Origin of the sequence: Pseudoalteromonas rhizosphaerae (genome assembly GCF_902498845.1) — a bacterium.
In the GTDB taxonomy this organism is placed as follows: Bacteria; Pseudomonadota; Gammaproteobacteria; order Enterobacterales; family Alteromonadaceae; genus Pseudoalteromonas; species Pseudoalteromonas rhizosphaerae.
Genome location: NZ_CABVLM010000004.1, coordinates 163,212 through 186,373 on the forward strand (window position 1 = coordinate 163,212; position 23,162 = coordinate 186,373).

At 40.6% G+C, this 23,162-nt stretch carries 17 protein-coding genes; 8 read left to right on the top strand and 9 right to left on the bottom strand.

Annotated elements, in window-relative coordinates; translation table 11 throughout:
- Window positions 1–4: 4 nt before the first annotated feature.
- From PSR9079_RS07805 to PSR9079_RS07820, 4 genes are all read right to left on the bottom strand, one after another.
- The gene (locus tag PSR9079_RS07805) at window positions 5–499 is read right to left on the bottom strand and encodes a PTS sugar transporter subunit IIA (protein ID WP_145233732.1); all 495 of its coding nucleotides are present in this window, start codon (window positions 497–499) and stop codon (window positions 5–7) included.
- Complete coding sequence (locus PSR9079_RS07810; RefSeq protein ID WP_145233734.1) at window positions 499–897, bottom strand: ACT domain-containing protein; 399 nt, start codon at window positions 895–897, stop codon at window positions 499–501. The genes PSR9079_RS07805 and PSR9079_RS07810 overlap by 1 nt, the downstream gene beginning before the upstream one ends.
- Before the next feature lie 224 nt (window positions 898–1,121).
- Window positions 1,122–3,272 (bottom strand): phosphate acetyltransferase, encoded by a 2,151-nt coding sequence (gene pta, locus PSR9079_RS07815; RefSeq protein WP_149981028.1) that lies wholly within the window; start codon window positions 3,270–3,272, stop codon window positions 1,122–1,124.
- 2 nt (window positions 3,273–3,274) lie between these two features.
- Window positions 3,275–4,486, bottom strand: coding sequence for an acetate kinase (locus PSR9079_RS07820; protein WP_149981029.1), 1,212 nt, complete (start codon window positions 4,484–4,486; stop codon window positions 3,275–3,277).
- Window positions 4,487–4,804: 318 nt separating this feature from the next.
- On the opposite strand from PSR9079_RS07820, the gene yfbV reads away from it, so the two are divergent.
- Complete coding sequence (yfbV, locus tag PSR9079_RS07825; protein ID WP_145234096.1) at window positions 4,805–5,251, top strand: terminus macrodomain insulation protein YfbV; 447 nt, start codon at window positions 4,805–4,807, stop codon at window positions 5,249–5,251.
- On the opposite strand, the gene rlmA is transcribed toward yfbV, so the two are convergent.
- From rlmA to xthA, 3 genes are read right to left on the bottom strand one after another with little or no spacing between them, the layout of a single operon-like run.
- On the bottom strand, window positions 5,232–6,044 hold the full coding sequence (gene rlmA, locus PSR9079_RS07830; protein ID WP_149981030.1) for a 23S rRNA (guanine(745)-N(1))-methyltransferase: 813 nt from the start codon (window positions 6,042–6,044) through the stop codon (window positions 5,232–5,234). The genes yfbV and rlmA overlap by 20 nt on opposite strands.
- Complete coding sequence (locus PSR9079_RS07835; protein ID WP_149981189.1) at window positions 6,041–6,688, bottom strand: energy-coupling factor ABC transporter permease; 648 nt, start codon at window positions 6,686–6,688, stop codon at window positions 6,041–6,043. The genes rlmA and PSR9079_RS07835 overlap by 4 nt, the downstream gene beginning before the upstream one ends.
- Window positions 6,689–6,717: 29 nt before the next feature.
- Window positions 6,718–7,524 (bottom strand): exodeoxyribonuclease III, encoded by an 807-nt coding sequence (xthA, locus tag PSR9079_RS07840; RefSeq protein ID WP_149981031.1) that lies wholly within the window; start codon window positions 7,522–7,524, stop codon window positions 6,718–6,720.
- A 247-nt stretch (window positions 7,525–7,771) separates the two neighbouring features.
- Here xthA and PSR9079_RS07845 point away from each other — a divergent pair, with 247 nt between their 5' ends.
- The 3 genes from PSR9079_RS07845 (at window position 7,772) to rluB (ending at window position 9,829) form a co-directional block, all read left to right on the top strand.
- The gene (locus tag PSR9079_RS07845; protein WP_145233745.1) at window positions 7,772–8,203 is read left to right on the top strand and encodes an exonuclease III; all 432 of its coding nucleotides are present in this window, start codon (window positions 7,772–7,774) and stop codon (window positions 8,201–8,203) included.
- A 169-nt stretch (window positions 8,204–8,372) separates the two neighbouring features.
- Window positions 8,373–8,963 carry an SMC-Scp complex subunit ScpB gene (gene scpB, locus PSR9079_RS07850; RefSeq protein WP_149981032.1) on the top strand — a complete coding sequence of 197 codons (591 nt, stop codon included), beginning with the start codon at window positions 8,373–8,375 and terminating at the stop codon, window positions 8,961–8,963.
- Window positions 8,960–9,829, top strand: a complete 870-nt coding sequence (rluB, locus tag PSR9079_RS07855; RefSeq protein ID WP_145233749.1) for a 23S rRNA pseudouridine(2605) synthase RluB — start codon at window positions 8,960–8,962, stop codon at window positions 9,827–9,829. Before scpB ends, rluB begins: the two co-directional genes overlap by 4 nt.
- A 222-nt stretch (window positions 9,830–10,051) precedes the next feature.
- On the opposite strand, the gene PSR9079_RS07860 is transcribed toward rluB, so the two are convergent.
- On the bottom strand, window positions 10,052–10,798 hold the full coding sequence (locus PSR9079_RS07860; RefSeq protein ID WP_149981190.1) for a YciK family oxidoreductase: 747 nt from the start codon (window positions 10,796–10,798) through the stop codon (window positions 10,052–10,054).
- Between the two features lie 250 nt (window positions 10,799–11,048).
- Between PSR9079_RS07860 and PSR9079_RS07865 the strand changes: the two genes are divergently transcribed.
- Together PSR9079_RS07865 and sohB are read left to right on the top strand one after the other, a co-directional pair.
- Window positions 11,049–13,520 (top strand): VolA/Pla-1 family phospholipase, encoded by a 2,472-nt coding sequence (locus tag PSR9079_RS07865; protein WP_149981033.1) that lies wholly within the window; start codon window positions 11,049–11,051, stop codon window positions 13,518–13,520.
- Between the two features lie 96 nt (window positions 13,521–13,616).
- Window positions 13,617–14,633, top strand: coding sequence for a protease SohB (sohB, locus tag PSR9079_RS07870; RefSeq protein WP_149981034.1), 1,017 nt, complete (start codon window positions 13,617–13,619; stop codon window positions 14,631–14,633).
- A gap of 70 nt (window positions 14,634–14,703) precedes the next feature.
- On the opposite strand, the gene PSR9079_RS07875 is transcribed toward sohB, so the two are convergent.
- Window positions 14,704–16,035 (bottom strand): dicarboxylate/amino acid:cation symporter, encoded by a 1,332-nt coding sequence (locus tag PSR9079_RS07875; protein WP_149981035.1) that lies wholly within the window; start codon window positions 16,033–16,035, stop codon window positions 14,704–14,706.
- A 204-nt stretch (window positions 16,036–16,239) separates the two neighbouring features.
- Here PSR9079_RS07875 and PSR9079_RS07880 point away from each other — a divergent pair, with 204 nt between their 5' ends.
- Window positions 16,240–20,109, top strand: a complete 3,870-nt coding sequence (locus PSR9079_RS07880; protein ID WP_149981036.1) for an Ig-like domain-containing protein — start codon at window positions 16,240–16,242, stop codon at window positions 20,107–20,109.
- A 258-nt stretch (window positions 20,110–20,367) separates the two neighbouring features.
- Window positions 20,368–23,088, top strand: a complete 2,721-nt coding sequence (topA, locus tag PSR9079_RS07885) for a type I DNA topoisomerase (RefSeq protein ID WP_149981037.1) — start codon at window positions 20,368–20,370, stop codon at window positions 23,086–23,088.
- Window positions 23,089–23,162 lie beyond the last annotated feature (74 nt).

The window sequence follows — 23,162 nt, forward strand, 5'->3', positions numbered from 1 at the left end:
TTAATTACTTCTTAGTTAGTGTTAAAAGAGTATCTACCCCAGCTGTAACCTGAGATAAAGAATAATGTATTGGTTTAAGTTGATGCCCGTTAAGTAAAATAAGGCTGGCAAGTAAGGGGCTATTGAGATCTCTAAGATCAAAATAAGCGAGCCGTTGCCCTTTGGTTATTTTACTGCCGTTGAGTTGGGCTATATGAGTGTGTTTAATGTGTTGCTGTTGGTCTAAATATAAATTTAGAAGCACTTTTAAGCCATTGTTGGCTTGTAAAATAAATTCAGTACCGGCATTTTTTACTTGCATTAATGTACCATCAAAGGGCGCTAATATTTTATGATTGCTCAGGGCAACCATTATCCCTGGGCCAAGTGTGCCGTAGCTAAAGAAGGGTTCTGGGTGCTCGCTTAATGGGGCAACTTTACCACTAAAAGGGCTACAAATTGCAATACTGTTAGCCGCTAACTGACGTTGTGGTAAATAACTAATATCCGTGTATTTCATTATGTTAATTTGGGCTCATTGAGAAACTGATAGCCATCTTTTTTTAACGCGCTGATGGCATCTTTAATACGCTGTTGTTTTACTAAAACGTAATCGGTGTCGTAGGTTGAAATAGCAAAAATAGAGATATTAGCTCTGGCTAAAACTCCAGAAATATTTGCCATTATTCCGGTTAAGGAAAAACCAAGTGGACCGATCACTTCTAACGCGCGCCAATCGTGCTCAGCATCAAGGCTTTCAATGGCGAACTGGCTAGGGCAAACAATAGATAACTCATCATTGGTTTTGGCGATAATAAACATTGATTGTTTGAATAAAGCAGCGGGGATCTCGCTATCAACATCAAGGCTATGAATGGTAAAGGCCGTACTATGCAGTTGTAACGTTTGCTTAGACATTGCTACCCCTTTTTTAATTGTGAGACTTCCCATCTGTGTATACTGATCAATAGTATAGATTATCTTACTTAAATAAAAGAGCAATGTTGTCCACAATTTCTGTGGATAAGGTTGGGAATAGGGAGGTATAACAACGCTAAGTTATTTATTTTATTTATAATTATTATTAGCTAAAGAAATGCACAGGGTAAAGTGATCATCATGCAATCACTTTACCCATGGTGTTAAATGTTTTCGGCTTGTGCCGCTTGGATAGCAGTCAGCGCAATGGTATAGACAATATCATCAACCAAAGCACCGCGGCTTAAGTCATTGACGGGTTTGCGCATACCTTGCAACATTGGGCCGATACTTATCAAATCAGCACTTCGTTGCACCGCTTTATAAGTGGTATTACCGGTATTTAAGTCTGGAAATATAAACACCGTCGCTTTACCAGCCACTGGGCTATTTGGTGCTTTTTTAAGTGCGACATTTTCCATAATCGCCGCATCATATTGTAAAGGGCCATCGATGATCAGATCAGGGCGTTTTTGTTGCGCTAACTTTGTTGCCAGACGGACTTTTTCTACATCAGCCCCAGTGCCTGACGTGCCGGTGCTGTAGCTTATCATCGCTACTCGTGGCTCAATACCAAATGCGGCGGCTGAGTCTGCGGATTGAATGGCAATATCGGCTAATTGCTCAGCGGTTGGATCAGGATTTATGGCACAATCTCCGTATACCAGTACTTGATCAGGCAGCAACATAAAAAACACCGACGAGACTAATGATGACCCTGGTGCGGTTTTTATTAATTGCAGCGGCGGACGAATGGTGTTGGCAGTTGTATTTACTGCACCCGAAACCAGACCATCAACTTGACCACGCTCTAACATCATAGTGCCAAGCACAACGTTGTCTTGGAGCTGTTCAAGGGCAACCACTTCAGTCAGGCCTTTGCTTTTACGAATTTCAACCATAGGCGCAACATAGTCGTTGATCACATCAAGAGGTTCGATAATGGTTACATTTTCGTTTAGCTCAACACCTTGTTGTATAGCGATACGTTCAATTTCTTCTCGATCGCCCAATAGAATGGTCTTCGCAATACCACGTTGACCGCAAATAGCGGCGGCTTTTATTGTGCGAGGCTCATTGCCTTCAGGCAACACAATAGTTTTTGCGGCTTGGCGGGCTTTATCCGTGAGTAAATAACGAAATGCTGGAGGCGACATTTTACGAGTTTTGCCGACACTTTTAGCAAGCGTATCTAACCAGTCAGAATCAATATGGCTGGCATTATGATGCTTTACTTTATCAATTCGTTGTACGTCATCGCACGGTACTTCCATATTAAAGTTATGCAGTAGCAATGAAGTACGCCAGGTGTCAGCATCTGTACTGAGGATTGGCAGGCCGGTGGCCATCGCTTGTTCGCACAAGGTCATGATCCGTGGCTCAGGTTTAAAACCACCAGTTAATAAGATAGCTCCTAATTTAGTGCCATTCATGGCTGATAAACAGGCCGCAACTAACACATCTGAACGATCGCCTGGGGTCACCAGCAGTGCGCCTGGGGTAAAATGATTTAAGATATTTGACACTGTTCTGGCACAAAATGTTACTCGGCGTAGACGACGGTGAGCCATATCACCTTCGTTGATCACGTCAGCTTTTAAATACGCACATAAATCTTTAACACGCGGCGCAACCAGCTCAAAATCCCATGGGATCGAGCCAAGCAACATAAACGGATGTTTTCTAAAAATAGGTAAAGATGCTAAGCGATTGAGCTCATTGTCAAGCTCGTCGGGTTTATGTGCTTCCACGAGATCGGCGCGTGCTCTGCCTTCATCATCCAGTGGTGCATTTACTTTATTAAAAATACAGCCTAATACGCGGGCATGGTCAACACTGCCATAATACCCGGCTGCAATTTCTAGGCGGTCTTCAATTTGATCGTTACTGTCATTACCAGGAGTGAGCACAAACACAATGTCAGCGCCGAGAGTTTGTGCTATTTCGCGGTTTACTCTACCTGCATAAGGTTGGCGGCGAGTAGGGACCATACCTTCGATAATTGCGACTACATCGTTGCCTATGGCATTTTCAAAGCGCTCAACAATTTCTTCAAGTAAATCATCACCTTTACCATCCCCGATCATTTGCTCTGCATAATTTAGTGCAAAAGGAGTAGGGGGTGTAATAGGTGAGCCTTGGGTGACAATTTGTGTTGATTTTTCAGGGCCCGTTTCACCTGAGCGAGGCTGGGCTATGGGCTTGAAAAAATTAACTTTTACCGCTTTTTGTTCTAACGCACGCACTAACCCGACTGAGACCGATGTTAAACCAACCCCAGTAGAGATAGGTACTAGCATAATTCGACGTGCCATAATTATAACTCCTGTGCAATTGAGGCGGCATCAAGAGCAATGACCCACTCTTCATTTGTTGGCATTACTACTGCTTTTGTTTTTGCATTATTACTGCTGATAACCCCTTGTGTGCCAAATCGGGCTGCAAGGTTGGCTGTACTGTCGCAATCAAGGCCAAGATAGCTCAGCTGTGTTATTACTTTATCACGAATAATATCGGAGTTTTCACCAATACCACCGGTAAAAATTAACGCATCAAGGCGTTGCAATGGCACCATAAATGCGGCTATTTGTTTTGCTAAACGATAGCAAAACATCTCCAATGCTAAAATGGCTTTTTCATTTCCTGCGACAGCAGCTTCTTCTATCGTGCGACAGTCATTAGAAAGTTCACTGATACCCAGTAAGCCGCTTTGCTGGTTTAATAAATCATCAATTTGTTGTGCATCGTAGTTAAGTTGGGTGGTTAAAAAGTTAAATAAACCCGGATCAATATCTCCGCTGCGGGTGCCCATCATTAAGCCTTCTAGTGGAGTTAAGCCCATGCTGGTATCAACACTTTTGCCATTTTTAATTGCACACACAGAGCAGCCATTACCTAAGTGAGCGCTGATAAAATTACTTTGCTCAATAGGCTGGTTTAAAAGGGCTGCTGTTTGACCTGCAACATAATAATGGCTGGTACCATGAAAGCCGTAACGTCTAACACCATAATCAGTATAAAGTTTATAAGGAAGGGCATATAAATAGGCAACATTGCCCATGGTTTGATGAAACGCGGTATCAAACACAGCAACTTGCGGTAGTCCCTTGAATGATGCTTGCGCCGCAGCAATGCCTAATAAATTAGCGTGCCCATGTAATGGCGCAAGCGTAGCGGCTTGGGTGATTCCTTTAATTACATCATCGTCAATCAGTACCGATTTAGTAAAGTGCTCGCCGCCGTGAACCACGCGATGACCTACTGCAATAAGGTTTTCAGCTAAATGGTGTTCGTTGATAAGGCTAACTAAGGTATCGATTGCTGCACTGTGAGCTTGATTAGGCGCAAGTTCAATCAGTTGTTTTTTGCCAAGGTACTTGTATTTCACAGATGGCGACGATGAGCCTAGGCGTTCAGCAAGACCTGAAATGATTTCTTCAGATGTGGTGGCATCTAAAATAGCGAATTTTAAACTCGAACTTCCACAGTTCAGTACAAGAACATGATGAGGTGATGATTGCGAAGACATAACAGGATCCCATTTTTTGACAATTGCGCATTAAGCTTAGTTGTTATATAACCAAGTACTCGAGCATAGTGATTAAAGTAAAAGAGTCATTGGTCGATAAATTGCTATGGATATCTGTAATGACTATACTAAAGTCTAGTTGACTTAACGTGCGCTTATTTTAACTCATTAATTGTTTTAAGGTAAGTTTAAACCATGATCAAAAACACGTTTTGGACGAAAAAGGTGGAAGGGATTTTACACAGGAATGTTACCGTGAATATGATACACTCATTGCGGTAACATTAATAAATATACCAGCGACACCTAGGAGTCATGATGCAAAAAAGTGTGATGTCACAAGTCCAAACTGGTCGTGAATATGCAAAAAAATGGCCTATGCGTAAAGAATTAGCGCCTCTGTTCACGGAGTTTAGAGTGATCAAAGCCACCGAGCTGGCAATTACAGTAATGCCGATTTTGGCAATGCTCACTTTATTTATGCAAATTAATTATTTAGGCAGCAGTTTTTTACCTCAAGCAGTCGCTATCGCGTTGTTTTTTTTATCTCTACCGCTACAGGGATTGCTGTGGTTAGGCAAGCGTGCAGATACTGTACTTGAGCCTGCGATGGAGCATTGGTATAAAGAGCTCCATACGAAAATGGTAGCCAATGGCTACCAAGGGCATGTTCCAAAAGACAAACCACGTTATGCGGAGTTGGCCCATTTACTCAATGATATGTTTGATAAAATGGACCGCGCGTTTACCCGAGAGAATCTGTAACACGTTTAAATTGACTAACATAAAATGACAGGGTGACAGCTTGCTCACCTTGTTGTTCTAGTTGTTGCCAATGTTCAGGGCGAAACTTCCAAGCAAAGGGAGTCATAGTGATCAAGTTCTTCACATCTTTAAATGGCAAACTTATCTGTTGTTCTAACAATGTTTGCTCTATAAGCTCAAACCCTTCAGGCGCAGCAATCGGTGTATGCGCATTGACGTCTCGATAAATATAGTGCTTGAGTTCTTTTAAATGCCAAGGGCCAGGGCTTGCAACTACCAATGTAGCGTCTACTTTTGCTAATCGAGCCAATTCAGCATCAAATAATGGGGCAAAAATACTCACTAATACATCTGCTGAGCCATCATTAAATGGAGCTTGGCTGATTGATGCAACGCTAAAATTACAGTTACTGTATCGCTTTGCAGCATATTTAACCGCTGATTTTGATATATCGACGCCATAAACGTGTGCTGTACATGCATTGGCAATCGCATGAGTATAAAAACCCTCCCCGCACCCTAAATCAATTACCTGTTGTGGTACTTGCAGAGCAACTCGCTGTGCAACGGCATGTTGTAAAAACTGGTAGTGCCCAGTGCTTAAAAAAGCACGTCTTGCTTGTACCATGTCAAGATTATCACCAGGTTGCTTAGAGTTCTTTTGTTGCACAGGTAATAAATTCACATAGCCTTCTTTTGCAGTGTCAAAGCTATGGTTGTTAATACACTTTAGCACTTTGGCCTGTAATTCAAGTGACTGCTGACAGAGCGGGCATTGGTAATCGAGACTCATGAGTCTAGGTAATCCTTATCATAAAATGTTTTTACCCAATGTGGGCGATAGATGATCAATAGGGTAATAGCCATGCCGTTTAACATCGCTTCAGGAAAGCAAATAATGACACATAAATAGAGATAATTTTCACTTAATTCAAACCAATTGTAATTGCCGGTTAAATAATAAAATAAGCTAATAGTGATAATCTTAAAGCAGGCGACGAAAGCGGCGCAAATAAAAGTGCATACAAAAATGTAAATGAAAAAATGCCGTGGTAATAGGTTATAACACAGTATAAATCCCCCATAACTGACTAAAATGGGTAAGTAAGCGGTTAACAATAAGTGGATAGGTAATTGCGCAATGCTTATTTGATTAAAAGCCGTTAACAGCAGGCTGGCTAAGGTGGCGCTCAATAATGCAAAGCGCCAGCCTAAAATAAGCGTTATGGCAGTTACACCTAAAATATGCAGTTCAAGACCGGGTAATATGCCGGCTTTAATTCGCCACAATAAGGCAAATGCTAACGCACAGACAAATAGGCCTGTTTGACGGGCCGGCGTGGTTATTAAATGTTGGTAGTGTGACTTATTGACACTCGACCAAAAAATATAGCCGATAACAAGCCAGGTAATTGCCTGAAGTTCAATGCTTATTATCGGGATTGTCGTTAGCTTATCCATTAGCGTTAACTAAAGGTTGACCATATTGGCGCATGATCTGATGGCTTTTCAATACCACGTAATTCATAGTCAATTCCCGCGTCAATACAACGAGCAGCCAAAGATGGAGTCGCTAGGACAACGTCAATGCGTAGACCACGATTATCATCAAAGCCGCGAGAGCGATAATCAAACCAAGAGTACTGTTCGCTTGTGTCTGGGTGAAGTTCACGGAAGGTGTCTGTAAATCCCCAATCTAGCAAGGTTGCAAGCCATTGACGTTCTTCAGGCTGGAATGAACATTTGCCAGTTTTTAACCAACGCTTGCGATTAACCTCACCAATGCCAATATCAAGATCAGTAGGAGAAATATTGATGTCGCCCATGACAATGACATCCTCGTCGTTACTGTGGTGGCTTTGTAAGTGAGTCATTAGATCACGGTAGAACTGTCGCTTATACGGAAATTTTGTTTCATGAGTAATGTTATCGCCTTGTGGAAAATAGCCATTCATTACGGTTAGATCACGGCCATTTTCTTGGCTAACAGTGACGCTGATCATGCGCTTTTGTGATTCATCAGTATCTGTTGCGAATCCTTTAACCACAGACTTAGGTTCAGTTTTGCATAACATAGCTACGCCATAATGTGCTTTTTGACCATGAAAATAAACGTGGTAACCCATATTTTGAACATCTTCGAGTGGGAAAGCTTCATCATGTACTTTTATTTCTTGTAAGCCGATTATATCAGGCTGATGTTTATCTATGATTGCTTGTAATTGGTGCAGACGAGCTCTCAGCCCGTTAATGTTAAATGAAATTACTTTCATGGCTTGACCTTTAATTAGAGTTATCTTTTGCAGATTATGGCAAATTCTACCATCAATTAGCGTATGGTACATGCGCTTATTTATAATAATAAGCCGCTCAATTGTTGAACAAAGTATGAATTTTGATTAAACATTGTTAACGCTTTTTTAAATAAAAAATTAAATAGATAATTCGGTTGATTTGTAAACTTCGGTCTATATAATGCGCAAAAATTGCTCACAATATAACTCCACTTAAAGGTAAATCATGAAACTACAATTATTAGCATTATTCGTCGCAGCGACTGCTTTCTCTGAGACTGCCAGTGCAGCACATTATTATAATGCTGATCATAAAATTGAATCTAAATTATGCTCAATCAGTGCTAACGAAGGATTTACTGCAGCACGCAAAGTTGCAGCCCAGCACGGGGTGTATTTATCACGTTATTCAAAAAGTATTTTGTGTAATGGTGATGATATTCGTGATATTGCAAAAAAAGTGGATGATAAAGTTCGCCAAGAAAAAGTAATTGAAGTGTTTGCTAAAAACTCACAGGCAGAAACACAGCTATGTATTACTGCCTTGAAGCAAGGTTTGGCTCCAGTGAAAGAAAAAATAGCAAACTTAAACTCATTGATTTGTAATGGTGAAGTGGTTACTGAGTTTGTGAAACGATATCAAGGTGCGACAATTTGATTAAAAATGTAACGCACTAGCTCGTTTATCTACAATAGCAGCGCTTTAATCGCTGCTATTTTACATTTTTATAGAATAACTTTTCCAACCTTTGTATTGATCTGGCATAATAGCGCGCTGAATATACCGCAACGTCTTGGTGCCTATGGTGACAAAATCTGCTACGAAAATGGCTACGAAACGAATCAGTGATGAGCAGCTTGTTGAGATCATTGAAGCGGCGATTTTTGTTGCGGGAAAACCAGTCAGTAAACGGCATTTAAAAGACACCGTATTAACTGAGTTAAGTGTGTCTATGACACGTATTAACCTCGCGATTGAACAGATCCAAATTCATTATCAAACCCGTGGTATTCGCTTAGTTGAAGTCGGTAGTGGATTTAGATTTCAGGCGTGTGCCAGCTTAGCCCCTTGGTTAAATAACCTTTGGCAAGAACGGGCGCCTAAATATTCCCGTGCACTATTAGAAACTCTTTCGCTTATTGCTTATCGTCAGCCGATAACTCGGGGCGAGATAGAGCAAGTACGTGGAGTGACCGTAGGCTCAACTATTATTAAAAGTCTGCTCGAGCGTGAGTGGATACATGTTGTTGGTCATAAAGAGGTGCCAGGTAGGCCCGCTTTATATGCCACAACCAAACAATTTTTAGATTATTTTTCGTTAACAGGTTTAGATAACTTACCGCCACTGCCAAAACAGCAGCAAAGTAAAATTGACCAGTTATTGAGTGATCCTTCTGTGAGAGAACTATCCGAATGAGTATACAAGGTGAAAAGTTACAAAAAGTCTTAGCAAGAGCGGGCGTAGGTTCGCGACGTGAGATGGAAAAATACATTGATGCAAATCGTGTCAGTGTTAATGGTAAAGTAGCAAAGCTGGGTGATCGTGTTGAAGAAACCGACCAGATCCGTGTTGATGGCCATACGGTAAAAATTGAAGAAAAAGCTGAACGTATCTGTCGCGTTGTTATGTATAACAAACCTGAAGGTGAGTTATGTACACGTAAAGATCCTGAAGGACGTAGAACGGTATTTGACCGCCTGCCGCGCGTTGATGGTGAACGTTGGATTGCTGTTGGTCGTTTAGATATAAATACAGCAGGTTTAATGTTGTTCACCAATGATGGTGAGCTTGCTAACCGCTTAATGCACCCAAGTTACGAAGTAGAGCGTGAATATTCAGCACGTGTATTTGGTGAAGTAACAGCAGAAACTATCAAAAATTTAACCAAAGGGGTTGAGCTTGAAGATGGTATGGCAAAATTTCTTACTATTAAACCACTGGGCGGCGAAGGTATTAACCGCTGGTATAATGTAACGCTGACTGAAGGGCGTAACCGTGAAGTTCGTCGTTTATGGCAGTCTCAAGACGTTGAGGTTTCTCGCCTTATTCGTATTCGTTATGGTAAATTAGAGCTCGATAAACGTCTACCACAAGGTGGTTGGGCTGAGCTAGATTTAGAGACTGTAAATTACTTACGTAAAACAGTTAAGCTTGGCCGTGAAACGCAAACAAAATTATCTGTTATGCCTGAAAAACGCAAAGATAAGCGCGCTAAAATTAATCAAATTCGTAAAGCAGTCAAAAAACATAATAATCGCGTTAAACAAACTAAACGCCGTTAATATCTGCCTTGCATTAAAAAAGCCGCTAATTAGCGGCTTTTTTATGTTTAGTACTTGGTTTATACCAATCGACTTAAATATTTAACCATTCTAGCGGGCTAAATAAAGTGCTAACTGCGTTAGGGATTTTTTATGTAGAACAACTACATGTCAAAATTCCTGCCTTGTTATCACTGTATTTATCTGTCGCTATAAATGGTCAGTAACTTAACACGACTGGTATTATTTCTTTGTTTGCGCGTCTAATGATTGACCATTGACGTCTTTTGAATCATCACTCATTAAGTATAAATAAGTTGGCATTAAGTCTTCAGGGCAGGCTAGTTTATCGCGATCTTCGCCTGGATAGACACTGGCACGCATAGCTGTGTGGGTGGCGCCGGGATTAATACAATTTATCCGGATATTCGTTTTACCAACTTCACATGCCCATGTTTGCATCATTCCTTCAACTGCAAATTTTGAAATGGCATACGCGCCCCAAAACTCACGACCTTGGCGACCAACACCAGAAGAGGTGAAAATAATTGAAGCACTTGGAGATTTACGTAAAACTGGAAACATATATTTTGTAATCATCGCTTGAGCGGTAACATTCACTTTTATGATGTTATCAAACGTTGATGAACAAAAATGCTCAAGTGGACCCAGTGAGCCAATTATTCCTGCATTATTGAGCAAGCCATCTAGTTTACCAAATTGCTGTTCGATGGTAGCGCCTAAATCACGAAAGTTTTGTTTGCTTGCACCTTTTAAATCCATCGGTACAATCGCAGGTTTTGGCCCGCCAACGGCAATGATTTCATCGTATACCGCTTCCAGTTTGCTGGTGGTTTTACCCAATAATATAACCGTTGCGCCATGTTTGGCATAAGTTATTGCAGCCACTCGGCCAATGCCGTCACCTGCACCAGTTACTAAGATCACTTTGTCTTGTAGGGCATTATCAGCCGCTTTATAGGTTTGCATAATAAAGGTCCAAAAAATCAATTTGATTGATTTTAACATAGCAAAACACCAAGTTATCGAATTTATTGCAAAATAAGGTGGCGAAATTTGAAACTTTACGTTAACTTTAACTGGTCTAATGTCTTATTAATAACCTAATTACATTATTTTAACTAAATATTACGCGAAAACTTAAAAGAATTAGTAACAAAATTAGCTACACTTATTTATCAACACACATAAAAAAAAGATTACGTGCGGAGCAAACAATATGAAAAAAATGCTACTCTCACTTGCAATTACAGCTGCTCTAGCTGGTTGCGGCGGCGGTGAAACGTTAGAAGATGTTAAAAATGATACACCACCAGTTATTCCATCAGCTACAGTGAAGTTTGATCCCGCAAATGGGGTTATTTCAGTACCAAATGATTTATTAATGAGTGGTACAAAAGATGGCACTATAAATATCCCCGGTGAGTTGAGTGCTAATGGTGCATCAGTGCCAAGAAGCGCCTATGCTAACCCGTCACTGGCACTAGGTGCACTTGATGGCTGGTCTAGCCAAGTTCCCTATAAAGTAGATCTTACCTTTCCTGCGAATGTGAGCCTTGATGAAAGTTCGGCTGGTGCGCCGGGAGCTGTGCGTATTTTTGAAGTTGTTATGGGCGCTAGTTTGACAGATGCAGATTGCGCAGCGGTACCCGCTGGAGCAGGATGTAAATTATTAGGTGAATTAACCTTTGGCGTTGATTTCATCACTAAAGCAAGTGGCAATGCGGTTGCTATTATTCCATTAAAACCGTTTAAAGCTGGCAGCTCGTATATTAATGTGCTGACGACTGAGCTTAAAGACTCATTAGGGCGTTCAATCCAGCCATCTTCAACCTACGGATTAGTAAAACAGGAAGCCCCATTAGTAACTGAATCGCAACTCGCGCTGCAGGGCGTGGTAAATAGCTATGAAAATGTACTTATTTCAGGCGGCACGATCACTAAAGATGAGATTATATATTCAGCAGCGATGACCATTCAATCTGTAGGTCCAGTGCTTGGTACTATTAAAAAATTGCTAGCAGCGAGCTTACAAAATCCAGCCTTGCCAACGCCAATGGTTCAAATTCCTGAACAACCAATGTTAACGGTTGAGCAAGTCTTTGCTTCACAAGGTATTACGGGACTTTCGCCAGCATTTGCAGGTGTTCAATATCAAAAAGGTAGTGTGACACTACCTATGTATTTATCTCAGCCTGAAGGAAAAGAAATTTCAGATTTAGCTGCTACATATTGGCAAGGCATGTGTTCAAGCCCAGTTGCCGTTCTTAATCAGCAAGCAGCTGATCAAGCGCTGCGCGAAGCAGGAAAAGAAGATGAAATTGATCCTACAATGTTTGATGTTGGTCCATATGAGCCGCTTTGCCAAGGTTTAAGTGAGGGGAGATTACATGATTACCCGAAAATTGATATTACTCGCCACTTAACAAAATACAATCCGATCCCAAAAGTGCAAAGCCAGCAAGAAGTAACTGTTCAGATAACAAAACCTATTTTGCCTGTAATAAATTTTATCAGAACACAAAGTCTTGGTATGTCGGCACTTGAAATGCCAGCGGGTGGTTGGCCGGTGGTGATAATGCAACATGGTATTACTTCTAAAAAAGAAGATATGCTGGCATTAACGGCTAGTTTAGCGATTCAAGGCTTTGCAACGGCCTCAATAGACCATCCAGTGCATGGTGAACGTGGTATTGACGTGGATGACGATGGTAATGATGATTTTAATGCATCAACAGGCTCTGTCCTGGCGTATATGAATTTGCAATCATTACTAGTAGCACGTGACAATTTAAGACAGTCTGCAGCTGATTTACTTGCTTTACGTCTTGGTCTAAACTTTACAAACGATACATCACTTAACACTTCTGATGTAGTGTTTATTGGACATTCATTAGGCTCAGTAGTTGCTCCCGCTTTTGTTACTCAAGCAAATACACCTTTAGATAGCCAAGTTGATGGTCTGTTCAAAGTCAATAGCGTCGCACTTGCTAGCGGTGGTGGTGGGATAGCCAGCTTCTTACTAGAATCGGCGAGTTTTGGCCCATTTGTTCAAGGCTCAGTATTGCTATCAGCTGGGACATCTGAATCTGCTGAGTTCCAAGCTTATAGAGAGAGCTCTGCTGTATCAAATTGTGGTGAAGCAGTTTCTACGAGCGAGAGTATTTCATGTGGGTATGGAGAATATTACACTTCGTTAAATGCAGCTGGTGAAATGACTAAGCTAGCTAACATTCAAGGTGTAATGAGTCAGTTCTCATTTGCAGCACAGACGGCACTTGATAGCGGGGATCCTACAAACTATGCATCTGCTATAAAAGCGCTTGGCACACCTGTTTATATGAATGTGGTAGTTGGAGATGGAGAAGTTAATGGAAATAAACCAGACCAAGTGATTCCACCAATGACTGTAAACAATCCAATTGCAGGCTCACTGCCACTTGCTAACTTAATGGGTTTAACGACAGTAACCCAGTCGCAAGCGCCTACTGACGATGGTATGAGTTATTTAGTTAAATTTACCAAAGGGCATCACAGCTCAGTACTTACACCTGCACCGAATGCAGCCGCAGGCGCGACGGCTGAAGGAAGCGCTGCCGCGACAAGTGAAATGCAATTACAGATTGCAACTTACTTAGTAACTCGAGGTCGTGCGTTATCTATTCAAAATACCGAGATTGTCACTGATTAATTTTTTAGAGTATTAAAATAAATGAAAAGCCACTGAAAAGTGGCTTTTTTTTGTTTGAATGGTAAATTAGGTCAAATTTTTGTTTGGAGAATACGATTGGAATTTCTATATGAGTACGGGCTGTTTCTAGCTAAAACGGCGACATTTGTGATTGCCGCCGCTGCGGTAATATTAATTAGTGTCGCTGCAGCGATAAAGCCTAAAAGTAAAAAAGGTGAGATTGAGATAGATGATATTTCTGAGCAGTTAGATGATTTGAAAAATGATTTTATTGCAAGCACCTTATCTAAAAAAGCATTAAAAGCACACCATAAAGCACAAAAGAATGATGCTAAAAAAACCACTGATGTACAGTCGAAACCACGATTATATGTACTTGATTTTAATGGTAGTATGGATGCTCATGAAGTCGATAGCTTACGTGAAGAAATTACCGCAATTGTTGCAATTGCCGATCCTAAGCAAGACAAAGTGTTGGTTAGGCTAGAAAGTGGTGGCGGGGTGGTTCATGGCTATGGACTTGCTGCTTCCCAGCTACAACGCATTAAAAATAGAGGTATTCACCTTACGGTTGCGATTGATAAAGTTGCTGCCAGTGGTGGTTACATGATGGCCTGTGTCGCTGATGAAATTGTTGCCGCACCGTTTGCTATCGTTGGCTCTATTGGTGTGATAGCACAAATTCCAAATTTTAATAAAATTCTGAAGAAAAACGATGTTGATTTTGAACAAATCACTGCGGGTGAGTTTAAACGTACCCTAACTTTATTTGGTGAAAATACAGATAAAGCACGGGAGAAGTTTAAAGAAGAAATAGAGCAAACTCATGACTTATTCAAACAGTTTGTTAGCAGTCAACGGCCAAGTTTAGATATTAACTTAGTGGCAACAGGTGAGCACTGGTTTGCGACTCAAGCGCTTGAAAAAGGTCTAGTCGATACCATAGAAACCAGTGATGACACATTGCTTAAGTATCAAGATGAGCGACAAATATATAAAATTAAATATAAAGTTAAAAAGAGCTTAAGCGACAAGCTTGCTATCGGGTTGAGTAACACTGTTAACAAAACCGGTATATCATTATTGTCTCGTTTAAAAGGGCTAAACCCATAAAGGTTTCCGTTATTAAATGATAAAAAAACCCGCAAATTTGCGGGTTTTTTTCATTTATACACGCACAACTTTAGTCAGTTGATTTGTGATAATCCTCTAAGTCTTTGGCTGCATTTGGGTCGTTAAATACTGCCTCATCTAGTTCACCTTCAGATTTAGCCACTACACATGTCACCATACAATCGCCTGTGACATTGACCGCCGTACGAGTCATATCAAGTAACCTATCAACGCCAATAATGATGGCAATGCCCTCAACAGGTAAACCAACTTGATTCAGGACCATGGCAAGCATGATCAAGCCTACACCAGGGACACCAGCGGTGCCTACAGATGCTAAAGTGGCGGTTAAAATTACCATTAAGTAATCTGAAATCGTTAAATCAACACTGAATACTTGTGCAATAAATACCGTAGCCACACCTTGCATGATTGCTGTACCGTCCATGTTAATAGTGGCACCGAGTGGAATTGTAAATGACGCAACTGAATTTTTTGCCCCTAATTTTTTAGTGGCTGTTTCAAGTGTAATAGGCATTGTTGCACTTGAGCTTGAAGTGCTAAATGCGAATAAACAGGCATGTTTCATTTTCTTCAAGAAGATAATCGGGTTTAATCCGGTTAAAAACTTTAACAGTAAGGTGTAATTAATGAAGGCATGGAAAAATAGCGCAGCCACCACAACACCAAAATATTTAGCTAAGCTGACTATCAAGTTCAACTCGATAGTAGTGAATAGCTTCGCCATTAAGCAGAACACCCCATAAGGAGCCACATTCATTAATAAGGTAACTAGCTTTAAGATCACGGTGTTTAAATCTTCAAAAACAACCGCTACTCGTTTACCAGCACTGCCGCCAAGAGCCATTGCAATACCAAATAGCAATGCGAATACAATTACTTGTAACATATTGCCGCTTGCCATGGCATCAATTGGATTGGTTGGGAACATGCCAATGATTACTTGTGCAAGAGTTGGTGCTTCTTTTGCGCTATACGTCGCTTCAGAAGGTAAGTTAATCCCTTCCCCTGGATTAACTAATAATGCCAAGGTAATCGCAACCGTAATTGCAATTGCGGTAGTAATAAGATAGAGAACGATTGATTTACCGCCTAAACGGCCTAATTTTTTCGGATCACTTAAGCTACATGTACCACAAACAAGTGATACAAATACCAGTGGTACAACTAACATTTTCAAACTGGCGATAAATATTTGTCCACCAATATGAAATAAACCATCTACAAAAAAGCCCTTAATTGGCAAAGAGAATAATCCAAGTGGGATTAGAAAATCGTCTTCGCCAGCTAATATAGCTTGGAATATGAAGCCTACAGCAACCCCCAGAAACATACCTATCATGATACGGGTGGTTAAACTCATTGAACGGATTTTTGACATAGTAACAATCTATTTTTTATAAATTTGCCATAGCCTACCAGCATGCAGATTTTTATACAGAAAAAATCGCTAAATATGAAAAAAAATATTGTTGAAAAAAACCATAAAAAAGTAATAAAAGTTGTGATTTTAAAGCTTGATATAGGTTAATATTGGGTAAATTTTATATTTAAATAATTAATTACAAACGCTAGGGAGAGGGCAATGCCTTTAATGCGATGGCTCAGTGTCATACTGTTGAGTTTTTTTATCACCGCGTGTGGTGGCGGTGGAACACTTGAAAAGGACGGTGGAGGCCTTGATGGAGAGGGCACTGATTCTCCTTCATATACTCTAAGTATTAATGGTTTGTCAGAAACCACTGGTGAATCTGCTAACGACGTTTCTTCTGAACAACGTTTAGTGCTCGTGGCTAAGTTATTGAAAGATGGTGCAGCAGCACCTAATATAATTGTCAATTTTACTACTGATGGCGGATATGGTGTGCTTGACCCTGATTCGGGTACGGTCAAGACTGGAACAGATGGTAGCGCTAAAATATACCTTTCCGTGGGTAATACAGCTGGAGCCGGTACCGTTAATGCGTCGGTCACAATTAATGGTGAAACGTTTAACACCGCAGAGCCTTTTACATTTACGTCGACAGGTGATCAAGACAGTACAGCTCAAGACACTTATACAGTTACTCTTCAAGGCTATAGCCAAGATACGGGAGCAATTTCAAATAGTGTAACAAGTCAAGCGCCTTTAGACTTAAGAGCAACTTTAAAGCAAAATGGCGAAATAGTCGCTGGCAAGCGTATTTTGTTCACGCTGACAGATGGGATTGGCCTATTACAGCCCACAACAGGCTCAGCATTAACTCAAAATGATGGTATTGCGACAATCGAACTTACTGCAGGTAAAGATGCGGGAGCAGGTAAAGTGACTGCCACTTATAATGTCGGTGGGGAGTCTTATTCTGGAACTTTTGATTTTCAGACTACGGGTGGCCAGGGTAGTGATACAGGGGTCTCGGGTACTATAACTTTAGAGCTAAATATCTTAGATCAAAATGGAGCAGTATTTACAGAGCTAAATCCGGTTAGTAAAGATAATAAAGGTGTTGTTTCTGCTACATTAAGAGATGATGGTGTGCCACTTGCTTCTAAATTAATTAGTTTTACATCTAAATTCACGGGTAAAATCACCCCAGAGTTAGGTACTGCATTAACTGATCAGAATGGTGTAGCCGTAGTAACACTAAGCAGTGGCAACTTCAAAGGAGCTGGTCAAGTTGTTGCAAGCTATGAATCTGAAAGTAACGAGATAATAACAAAAACAGCTGGCTTTGTTTCAAATGGTGACGATGCTCCGGTTGAAAGTGCTCAGGCAGAATTAGATATTAAACTTCTCCAAGGGTGTAATGCTAATTGGGATACAAATCGCAATACTGTCGCATTAAATCCGCTAGACCCTTCTAGTGGTTGTACAGTGACCAATACATTTTCATCCGATTCACTTATTGACGTACTCATTAAGGTTGTAGACACCAGTAGTGGTGATGGTATTTCAGGGATTATTGCTGAGTTATCTACAGATTTAGGTCAATTACTTCCTGATTCCGGAAAAGCCTTAACTGATAACTTTGGATTTGCGCTATTAAAACTACAACCAGGAGCAAGTAGTGGAGCCGGTACTTTAACTGCTACAGCAAAAGATACAAACTTAAATAAAGCATTTTCAATTAGTACGGCAGAATTAAAAGTATCAATAGATAATGGCTTGCCTAATTTATTAGATAGCTTAGGTAATCCAATTGAGGGTCAATATCAGCCACTAGCTGCAGGTGCAACAACCGTTATAACTGTTGAAATTAGAGATACTAATGATAATTTAATCGTAACGCCTTTTGATGTTCAGTTTACATCAAGTTGTGTTGAGAGTGGTAAATCAATTGTTGATGAAAAAGTGATCAGTATTGGTGGTGTTGCTACGTCAACATATAGAACAAATGGCTGTAAAAGTGCACAAGGTGATACTGTTATTGCAACAGTATTAACAGGGGGCACGCCCGAAATAGCGTCAGTTAATATTCCTGTTTCTGAAGCTGATGTGGCGTCGATTGAATTTATTTCAGCGACTCAAAATGTAATTGCGTTAAAGGGTACTGGTGGTGTTGGTCGTAAAGAAAATAGTGAACTAACATTTAAATTAATCGACAAAATTGGCCAAGATGTTACGAGTAAACGCTTAGATTTCCGTCTTACTTCTACTAATGGTGGGATCAGTTTATCGCATCATAGTGTTGACACTGATGCTGCTGGCTTGGCCCGAGTTCAAGTGAATTCAGGTTTTGTGCCGATGGCAGTGCGAGTGCAAGCATGTTTTATTCCTGATGAGCAAATACCAGCCGATCAAAATGATAATGTAACTTGCTGGCAAGATGTATATACGCAATGCCAAAAAGCAGAGGCAGACCGTGACCAAGGAGTAAGCTGTCCAACAGGTAACTTGTCGCTGGTGTCATTGGATCAGCAAATTATCACAGTGTCTGATTTACTCTCTATTAGTACAGGGCTTCCTGATAATAATAGTTTTACCGCTTCGATTACTAACTATGCTACAGAGACTTTGCAATACGATAATGAAACGTTTGATATAACAGTACTCATTGCAGACCATTTTAATAACCCGGTTCCAGATGGTACCTCAGTGTATTTAACAACAGAGGGCGGCGCTATTGGTACTTTAGATGGTGAAGAGGGCAATCCACAACTAGAGTGTCTCTCTGTTGATGGTGCATGTACAGTGCAATGGCGTAGCCAGAACCCGAGACCATTTACTGAAAATAAATGGGGAAATAAATTATCTGATTACAACCCTAAAAAGTTGCTACGTGTTAAAGCAAAATATTTGGAGGATATAGTTGGCGTTACTAATCCTACATTTGTACAAAGTAATGCCGTCACACTTACTCAGTTAAATGCAAATGCAAATTTTGCAGGATTGGTTGAAGAAACACGTAACTGCGATTTATATAAGAATAACCCTGCGCCTTGTATTGATGGGATTTTGAATGCTAACACGAATGAATTAGGTGTACCGCTTGGGGCACGTGCTACAGTGTTAGTTACAGCTAAAGGGCAAGAGTCTTTTATTGATATTAATGGTAATGGCCTATTTGATAGCAATGAATACTATTCAGGCTACGACTTAAATGAAGCGTTCGTAGATCATAATGAGAGCGGTACTTACGACGGTTTATCGGCAATTTATGACCCAGTGACAGCTTCATTAACTAAAGATGCACAAAGCTGTACAGATGGCTCAGATACTGATCCATGTAGTGAGTTTGCAACGAATGGAGCCCATTTTGAGGAGCCAATAGGTGATATAGACTCTAACGGTATGCATACATTACTAGATGGCAAATATAATGGGTTATTATGCACCGAAGCAGCACAGGCTGCTAACATGTGTAATAAAGAGCTTATTGATGTACGCCGTTCATTTGAAGTTATTATGTCCGGCAGTACAGTTTATTACCGTTTTGTAATTGACAAAGAATCATTACGTAATAAGTTTGCTGCGGCGTTAGCTGAAATTGAGTTAGATGACGCTGGTAATCCCACTGGAAATCTTTCAATAAATGCTCTGGGAGTAGCCAATAGTATTAATCGCTGTGAAAACATCACTAATCAATATAATGTTGGCACTACATCTGAGGTGATCCTTGGTCTTGAGGAGAGTGTTAACGATCAAATGTGTGATATCACAGAGCTCAATATTGCAAGCTATGATTCGGGTGTTCAGTTAGCTTCGTTATCTTTTAATTTTTATTACTCTGATATTTATAATAACCCGTTAGCTGCGGAAACAAATGTTGAGATAAGTACAGAAAACGGAGATTACAGTGGTACAGACGGATTTGTGATTGGCAATTCTTCAGCAACAAATGCTGCATTAATTGGCCTTTCTATAAGTCGTGAAGCGGAGCCGAATAAAAAATCTATTGGATTTTTAAAGCTTTCATTCACTTCGCCTAAAGAGAACAATACCACTGCACAATTACAAATTAGTGATGATGGTTAGCTAGTTTTAAACATTTAAATAAAATAAATGCCAACCATAAGGTTGGCATTTTTGTTGCTATTCTATATATTCCACTGCAAATACCTTAAAACACCGTTTTGTCTAAATTAACGACAATAATTGTTTAATTATTCATTAAAAGCGGAAAAGTTTGTATTAAAAGCTTGTAACAATTGGTGTTTGTAGATATACCTATAAATATTCGCGCCCGTAAATGGGCAAAACACATTTAAAATACTTGGTTAGAAATAGGCAACTATGGGCAAATCGCTAGTAATTGTAGAGTCTCCTGCTAAGGCTAAAACAATTAATAAATATTTAGGAAACGATTTTATCGTTAAGTCCTCTATTGGGCATGTACGAGATCTTCCTACCTCCGGTTCAGGCAAAACCAAAACGGCTGCTGTAAAAACACCTGCAGAAGTACGTAAAATGGCACCAGAAGAAAAGGCCGCGTACAAAAAACAGCGTGATTATACAAATTTAGTAGCTCGAATGGGGATTGATCCAGATAAAGGCTGGGAGCCACATTACGAAGTATTACCAGGTAAAGAAAAAGTTGTTCAAGAATTACAAAAGCTCGCTGAAAACGCTGACCAAATCTATCTCGCAACGGATTTGGATAGGGAAGGAGAAGCGATTGCTTGGCACCTGCAAGAAATTATCGGTGGAGAGCCAGAAAAATATAAGCGTGTCGTATTCAATGAGATAACTAAAAATGCCATTCAGGCCGCCTTTGAGGCTCCTGGTGAGCTAAATACCGACATGGTCTATGCCCAGCAGACTCGTCGCTTTTTAGATCGTGTTGTAGGCTTTATGGTATCGCCATTATTGTGGCAAAAAGTTGCCCGTGGTTTATCCGCTGGACGAGTACAGTCTGTCGCAGTACGTTTGTTAGTTGAGCGCGAGCGTGAAATTAAAGCGTTTATTCCTGAAGAGTTCTGGGATATTCATGCCGATGTGAAAAATACCGAGTCGGCACTTCGTTTAGAGGTGTTCAAACAAGGTGATAAAGCCTTTAAGCCAGTCAATGAAGCGCAAGCTATGGCAGCTACTGCATCTTTAGAGCAAGCTGAATATAAAGTTGTTAGTGTTGAGGAAAAGCCAAGTAAAAGTCGTCCTAGTGCGCCACTAATTACTTCAACAATGCAACAAGCTGCGAGTACGCGTTTAGGCTATGGCGTTAAAAAGACCATGATGTTAGCGCAACGTTTGTATGAAGCAGGTTATATCACCTATATGCGAACTGACTCAACCAACTTGTCGAAAGATGCAGTTGCAATGTGTCGCGAGTATGTTTCGCAGCAGTTTGGTGATAAGTATTTACCAAAAGAAGCTATTAGTTATAGTTCAAAAGGCAATGCACAAGAGGCGCATGAGGCGATCCGTCCTTCAAGTGTTACTGTGTTATCTGGTCACCTAGAAGGCGTAGACCCGGATGCTAAAAAGCTTTATGAGTTAATTTGGCGTCAATTTGTTGCGTGTCAAATGGTCCCTGCTGAATATGACTTAACAACATTAACTGTTACTGCCGCCGATTTCCAATTAAGAGCCAAAGGACGGGTGTTACGTTTTGATGGTTGGACTAAAGTACAACCAGCAGTTCGAAAAAAGAACGAAGAAGATCAATCACTACCAGCTATTAAAGAAGGCGAGATATTAAGCCTTGTTGAACTTGATCCAAAACAGCATTTTACTAAGCCGCCAGCACGCTTTAGTGAAGCGAGTTTAGTAAAAGAACTTGAAAAGCGTGGTATTGGTCGTCCATCTACCTATGCATCGATTATTTCAACGATACAAGATCGTGGATATGTCCGTGTTGAAAGCCGTCGTTTCTTTGCAGAAAAAATGGGTGAAATTGTCACCGATCGTTTAGTTGAGAACTTTACTGATCTGATGAACTTTGACTTTACTGCAAAAATGGAAGGCCGGTTAGATGACATCGCTGAAGGTGAGCGTGTCTGGACACAGGTACTTGACAAGTTTTACGCTGATTTTTCTACACAACTGACTTTAGCCAGTGGTGAAGAAGATGAAGGTGGGATGCGTAAAAATGAAATGGTCGAAACTGATATTGACTGTCCAACATGCGGCAGAAAAATGGGTATTCGAACAGCCTCTACTGGCGTTTTCTTAGGCTGTACAGGTTATAATTTACCGCCAAAAGAACGTTGTACTACCACTATGAACTTAGTGTCAGGTGATGAAGCGGTTGCCGCTGACGTTGAAGATGTCGAAACCGAAACATTGATGCAAATGAAGCGTTGCCCAATTTGTGAAACGGCAATGGATTCATACCTGATAGATGAAACTCGTAAATTACATGTTTGTGGTAATAACCCTGCTTGTAAGGGCTATGTCGTTGAGCAGGGCACGTTTAAAATTAAAGGCTATGATGGCCCTATCATTGAATGTGATAAATGCTCATCAGATATGCAGCTTAAATCAGGGCGCTTTGGTAAATACTTTGGCTGTAGTAATGATGAGTGTAAAAACACCCGTAAATTACTGCGTAACGGCGAAGCAGCGCCACCAAAAGAAGACCCTGTTCAGTTACCAGAATTAGAGTGTGAAAAATCGGATGCATACTTTGTGCTACGTGACGGCGCTGCAGGTATTTTCTTAGCAGCGAATACCTTCCCTAAATCACGTGAAACTCGTGCCCCTAAAGTGGAAGAGTTACAGCGTTTTAGAGATCGTATTTCACCTAAGTTTTATTATCTAGCTGATGCACCAGTAAAAGATCCTGATGGTAACTTAGCAATTGTTCGTTATAGCCGTAAGAATAAAGAACAATATGTAATGACTGAGGTTGACGGTAAAGCAACAGGCTGGACTGCACATTTCAATGCAGGAAAGTGGGTTGAAGAGGCAAAGAAGAAAGCCGCACCTAAGAAAAAACCAGCCGCTAAAAAGGCACTAGTCAAGAAAGCCGCACCTAAAAAAGCCGCTGCAAAAACAAAAAAGGACGCTGAGTAGAATACTAAGCTCTGAAAACAAAAAAACCGGAATGCACACCCTTGTGTCAATTCCGGTTTTTTTATATCAAAAAT